Here is a 5475-nt window from a genome sequence, read left to right as displayed (position 1 = left end):
CGAGGACGGCTTTTTCCCTCGTGGCGGAGCCACTCGGGAAAAAGATCCCGCAGCGAGGAAGCAGCTGAGGTTCCGCCACCCGCCCCACTACTCAAGCCAAGCAAAGACATCAGTAAGACAGTCGTCTGACTTATCTGTTAGCGTGGTCGGAGTCCCGAACGTTCGACCACAGGAGTCGTGGATGACCACCGCGGAGCCGAAGTCCTTCCCGTTCAGCGAACCGGAACGGCTGGACCCGGAGCCCCTGTTCGAGGAGCTGCGCGAGCAGCCGCTGATCCGGGTGCGGTTGCCGTACGGGGAACCGGGCTGGCTGGCCAGCCGCTACGAGGACGTCAAGCTCGTGCTCGGCGACAAGCGGTTCAGCCGCGCCGCGGGGGCCGGGCGCGACGAGGCGCGGATGCGACCGATCCAGGGCTCCAGCGGCAACATCATGAGCATGGACCCGCCGGAGCACAGCCGGTTGCGCCGACTGGTCATGAAGGCGTTCACCCAGCGCCGCGTCGAAGGCCTGCGCTCGCGCGCGCAGGAGATCGCCGACGGCCTCGTCGACGGGATGGTCGAACGCGGCGCGCCCGCCGACCTGGTCGAGGACTTCGCGCTGCCGCTGCCGATCACCGTGATCTGCGAGCTGCTGGGCGTGCCCTACGAGGACCGCAAGGACTTCCGGGTGTGGTCGGACGCCTTCCTGTCCACGACCAAGTTCACCCTGGACGAGGTCGTCGAATGCGTCGGCCTGCTGCGGGAGTACATGGCCAGGCTGATCGCCGAGCGCCGCGAGAGCCGCCACGACGACGGGCGCGACGACCTGCTCAGCGCGCTGGTCGCCGCCCGCGATGACGACGACCGCCTCACCGAGGACGAGATGCTCTCGCTGGCCGAGGCGATCCTGGTCGCCGGGCACGAGACGACCGCCTCGCAGATCCCGAACTTCGTCTACGTGCTGCTTCAGCACCCCGACCAGCTGGCCCGGCTGCGCGACGACCCCGCGCTGATCCCGCGCGCCGTGGAGGAGCTGCTGCGCTACGTCCCGCTCGGCAACGGCGCGGGCATCCCGCGCTACGCGCTGGAGGACGTCGAGCTGGGCGGGGTGACGGTCAAGGCAGGGGAGGCGGTGCTGCCGAGCACGGCTTCGGCCAACCGCGACGCGGCCGTCTACTCCGAGCCGGACGTGCTGGACCTGCTGCGCGAGGAGGCCTCGCACGTGGGCTTCGGGCACGGCGCGCACCACTGCCTCGGCGCGCCGCTGGCCCGGATGGAGCTGCAGGTCGCGCTGGACACCTTGCTGCGCCGCCTGCCGGACCTGCGCTTGGCCGCGGGGGAGGAGGGCGTCGAGTGGAAGGACGGCCTGTCCACCCGCGGCCCTTCGAAGATGCCGATCAGCTGGGGCGCGGCGAACCGGTGATCAACGGCGTCCGGGCGCGGCGCGATCCGCGTCCGGACGCCGCCCGCCTCACGGCGCTGACCTGGAGCCGTTCCCCTCGCGGCTCATGGCGTGCTCGGTCGCCGCGAGGTGGTCGCGCAGGCGCCCGTGCCGGAACTGGTACACCGAACCGTGCGTGCGCAGCACGCCGAGCCGGTGGGCGTCGTGCAGGAAAGTGACCGTCCGCCATGGCAATCGTCCCGCCAGCGGCAGCCAAAGCCTGCCGAACACGAGCCACTCGCCCCACGCGGTGAAGCTGAGGGCGGCCGCGAGCCCGCCGCCGACCGCGCCCACCGCCGCGTACTGGATCATCGCGATGGCGTTCCAGTACAGCGGGACGCCCCAGAGGTTCCCGCCGAACAGCGCGACCAGCGCGCTCCCGCTGAGCCCGACGACGACGCCGAACGCCGGCCCGAAGACGAGCAGCATCTGCAGCGTCGTGACGCGGTTGCTGCGCAGCAGGCTGATGGGGTCGGCGGCCGACTCGGTCCTGATGGGCGCCTCCAGCAGAGCGGCCGTCCCGAAGACCACCGCGGAACCGGTCCCGTACATGATCGCGTACAGCACGCCGTCCACCCAGAAGGCCGTCAGGTGCAGCGGGTTCTCCAGCCAGGCCAGCACCAGGCGCGAGCCGGCTCCGCCCACGAAGCCGAACCCGATCCCGAGCAGCGCGGCCACGGCGATCCGGGTCGCGATCCGCTTGCCGGAGCTCCGCTGCACACTCCCGCCGCCGTGCAGCGGCAACCGCATCCGAGAGGGTTCCGTGCCCGCGCGGCCGAGGGTGATCACCGCTGCGTAGGCGATGCCGAACGCGATACCGGCGGCGCCCGCGTTGAGGAGACCGGAAGTCCTGCTCGTCCGCAGCGCTTCGCCGAGGTCCAGCCCGGCCCACAGGCCGATCGCCACGTGCATGGGGAACACGGCCAGGAAGACGGTCAGCCCGATCACGAGGGCGATCACGAGGGCGCGGGAGACGCGGTGCATGCTCCGCGAAACCTGCCACCAGGCGAGGTCCTGCGCGTCGTGCAGCCGTTGCAGGTGCCGTGCGAGGTGGCGCAGCCGGCGCTCGGCGTACGCGGGGTCCCACCTGCGGGAGGCCTTCTCGGAGTGCCCGCCGGGGATCGGGTCGAAGACCGTGGGTACGAGGCTGCTCAGGAGGTGGTCCTCCAGCGCCTCCCGGTCGCCGAACCGCGTCGTGTCCAGCAGTTCCTCCGGATCGTTGCCGTAGGCGTAGATGGTCCGGGCGAGCCAGACCATCAGCGGCGAGCTCAACGCCGCGGTGAGCGCCCGGCATGCGGGAGTGTCCGGGTGCTCGCGCAGCGCTCGCAACACCGGATCCCAGCCGGTCCGGGTGCTCCCGTCGTGGTTCATCCGCTTCTTCGCGGTGCGCCACAGGTGGTCGGTCGCCTCGTCCCGGGTGAGCTCGCACAGCTGCACCACCGTCGCCTTTTCCAGCGCTTTTGTGGTCTCGACCGCCGCCGCGTACTCCGCCGGGCGGCTCGTCAGCAGCAGCGGGCCCCGGTATTCGTTGATCGCTTTCAGCGCGACGTCCCGCAGTCCCTCCGCGATCTCGTCGAAGCCGTCGAGCACGGGCAGCACGTGACCGGCCCGGAACAGCGTGTCCGTGTCCGATCGCGGGAAGTCGAGCCCCAGCCGATCGAGCATCCACTCCCTGAGCGAGCGTGCGGTGGGGTCCCACGAACCGAGGTCGAAGATGATCGGAACGGCCAGGTCGTCGTGGCGATCCTTCACCAGGTCCAGCACGTCGAGCACGAACCGGGTGGCGAGGAAGGTCTTGCCCGCGCCGGGTCCGCCCAGGACCACGAGCCGCCCGTCCGGCGTTCTCCGGAAGACCTCCGCGATCCGGTCCAGCGTGCCGGCCGGGTCGGGCGGGTCGGCACCGTCGCGATCACGCATGTTCGCGCGGTGATCCGTCAGCTCTTCCGGTGCTTCTTGCCAGCGCACCTGAATCGGAATCCGCTCCGACTCGCCGTCCCACCGGTCGCGGACCGCGGCGGTGAAAGCGCGGAGCGGTTCGACGAGCGGTCCGTGGGCGGGATGGACGTGCTCGTGGATGATCCTGATGTCGCGGGCTTGCCCGACCTGCACGACGTCGCCCGTCGTGCTGGCGACGCTGATGACGGTGCTCTCCGGCTGCGGCGCTCGTGCACCGGGATCGTGGCGGGGCGCTGGATCCGGCATCCACGCCTCCTCGGGCAGCGACGCGCACGGCGCGCGAAGGCACAAGATCCCACAACGGGGCGCAGCTGAACATCATCCGGCCGCACTTGCTCGGTGAAAACAGGTTCGTACCACCGGATTTCACCGAAACGGCATAGTGCACGAGCCCGTGCACGGCTGGGCGGGCCAGGCGCGGCCCCCTCCGCCGGAGGAGGCCGCACCCAGCGAACTCACACCAGGAAGTGGAACAGCGGGCTGTCCGGGGGGACCTGCTGGATGCGGTGCGGGATCGCGTCCATCCGCTTGAGCATGGGGTCGAGGTTCTCGGGGGCGCCGAGTTCGATCCCGACCAGCGCGGGGCCGGTCTCGCGGTTGTTGCGCTTGACGTACTCGAACAGCGCGATGTCGTCGTCCGGGCCGAGTACGTCGTCCAGGAAGCGCCGCAGCGCGCCCGGTTCCTGCGGGAACTCGACGAGGAAGTAGTGCTTGCGGCCCTCGAACACGAGCGCCCGCTCCACGATCTCGGCGTAGCGGCTGACGTCGTTGTTGCCGCCGGAGAGCAGGCACACCACCGTCGAGCCGGGTGCCAGGCCGAGGTCCTGGGCGAGCGCGGAGGGCGACAGCGCGCCCGCGGGTTCGCTGATGATGCCGTCGTTCTGGTACAGGTCGAGGATCTCGACGCAGATCTGGCCTTCCGGCACGGCCACCAGTTCGGGCGGTTCCGCCGCCGCGATGGCGTGCGGGTGGCGGCCGACGACGCGCACCGCCGCGCCGTCCACGAACGGATCGAGGTCCTCAACGGGCGACGGTTCGCCGCGGTCCAGGGCGAGCGCCATGCTCGCCGCGCCCTGCGGCTCGGCACCGATGACGCGGACCTCCGGGTGCGTCTCGCGCAGCCACGACAGCGTGCCCGCGAGCAGCCCACCGCCGCCGACGGGCACGATCACCGCGTCCGGCGCGGAGCCGAGCTGCTCGACGACCTCGCGGATCACGGTGCCCTGCCCGGCGATGGTGCGCGGGTCGTCGAACGCGGGGATCAGCGTCATGCCGGTCTCCGCCGCGTGGGCGCGGGCCGTGGCGTCGGCGTCGTCGTAGGTGTCGCCGTGCACGATGACCTCGACGTGGCGCCCGCCGAAGCGGGCCACCCGCTGCCGCTTCTGCCGCGGTGTGGTGCGCGGCAGGTACACGCGGGCGGTGACGCCCAGCGCCTCGCAGGCGAACGCGACGCCCTGGGCGTGGTTGCCCGCGCTGGCGCACACGACACCGCGTTCGCGCTGCTCGGGCGAGAGCTGGGCGATGAAGTTGTAGGCGCCGCGGACCTTGTAGGACCGGACCGGGGTGAGGTCCTCGCGCTTGATCCACACGTCGAGCCCGTGGCGAGCGGACAGCCGCTCGTTGCGGTGCAGCGGGGTCGTGGGGATCGCTGCGGCGAACCGCTCTGCGGCGGCGTCCACGTCGGCGGCGCCCACGGGGCTAGACGACACGGCGTTGACCTCCTGGCCTTGGTTCTGGGAAATGGGAACGCAGCACGAGCATGCGCCACCGCCCGCCCACCCCCGCGCCGGGGGGTCACGTTCCCACAACGCGAAACGGGCCCCCACCCACCCGCAGTGAAGGCCCGTTCACAACAAGAAACCGATCCCACCGCCCGAAGGCCGTGCAGCAGGGCGAGCGAAGCGGTGCCTTGCGGCCGAAGGCCGTGCCTGTATTCGCGAAGCGAATAGCCCACGTCGACAAGCCGACCACCGGCGGGTTCTCAGCGGGCTTCTCGCGAGGACGGCTTTTTCCCTCGTGGCGGAGCCACTTGGGAAAAAGATCCCGCAGCGAGAAGCCCGCTGAGGTTCCGCTACCCGACTACCAGAGCAACCCGAGCC

General features: G+C 71.1%; 3 protein-coding genes. 1 reads left to right on the top strand and 2 read right to left on the bottom strand.

Annotation, left to right across the window (positions count from 1 at the left end; translation table 11 throughout):
* The first annotated feature begins 181 nt into the window (after positions 1-181).
* The gene (locus tag ACWD38_RS29945) at positions 182-1402 is read left to right on the top strand and encodes a cytochrome P450 (RefSeq protein ID WP_450125413.1); all 1221 of its coding nucleotides are present in this window, start codon (positions 182-184) and stop codon (positions 1400-1402) included.
* A gap of 48 nt (positions 1403-1450) precedes the next feature.
* Here the strand turns inward: ACWD38_RS29945 and ACWD38_RS29940 are convergent, their stop codons facing one another.
* The gene (locus ACWD38_RS29940; protein WP_450125412.1) at positions 1451-3622 is read right to left on the bottom strand and encodes an NTPase; all 2172 of its coding nucleotides are present in this window, start codon (positions 3620-3622) and stop codon (positions 1451-1453) included.
* A gap of 209 nt (positions 3623-3831) precedes the next feature.
* A complete protein-coding gene (ilvA, locus tag ACWD38_RS29935) occupies positions 3832-5070 on the bottom strand; it encodes a threonine ammonia-lyase IlvA (RefSeq protein WP_184485537.1) in 1239 nt (412 codons plus the stop codon).
* Positions 5071-5475: the final 405 nt, after the last annotated feature.

Source organism: Saccharopolyspora sp. NPDC002578 (assembly GCF_053592695.1).
The sequence above is the reverse complement of the archived record's forward strand: the minus strand, read 5'-3'. Positions and strand labels throughout refer to the sequence as shown.

Bases quoted from the DNA above. Each gene is read 5' to 3' on its own strand.
- ACWD38_RS29945 (WP_450125413.1), top strand. From the start codon at position 182: ATGACCACCGCGGAGCCGAAGTCCTTCCCGTTCAGCGAACCGGAACGG.
- ACWD38_RS29940 (WP_450125412.1), bottom strand. From the start codon at position 3,622: ATGCCGGATCCAGCGCCCCGCCACGATCCCGGTGCACGAGCGCCGCAG.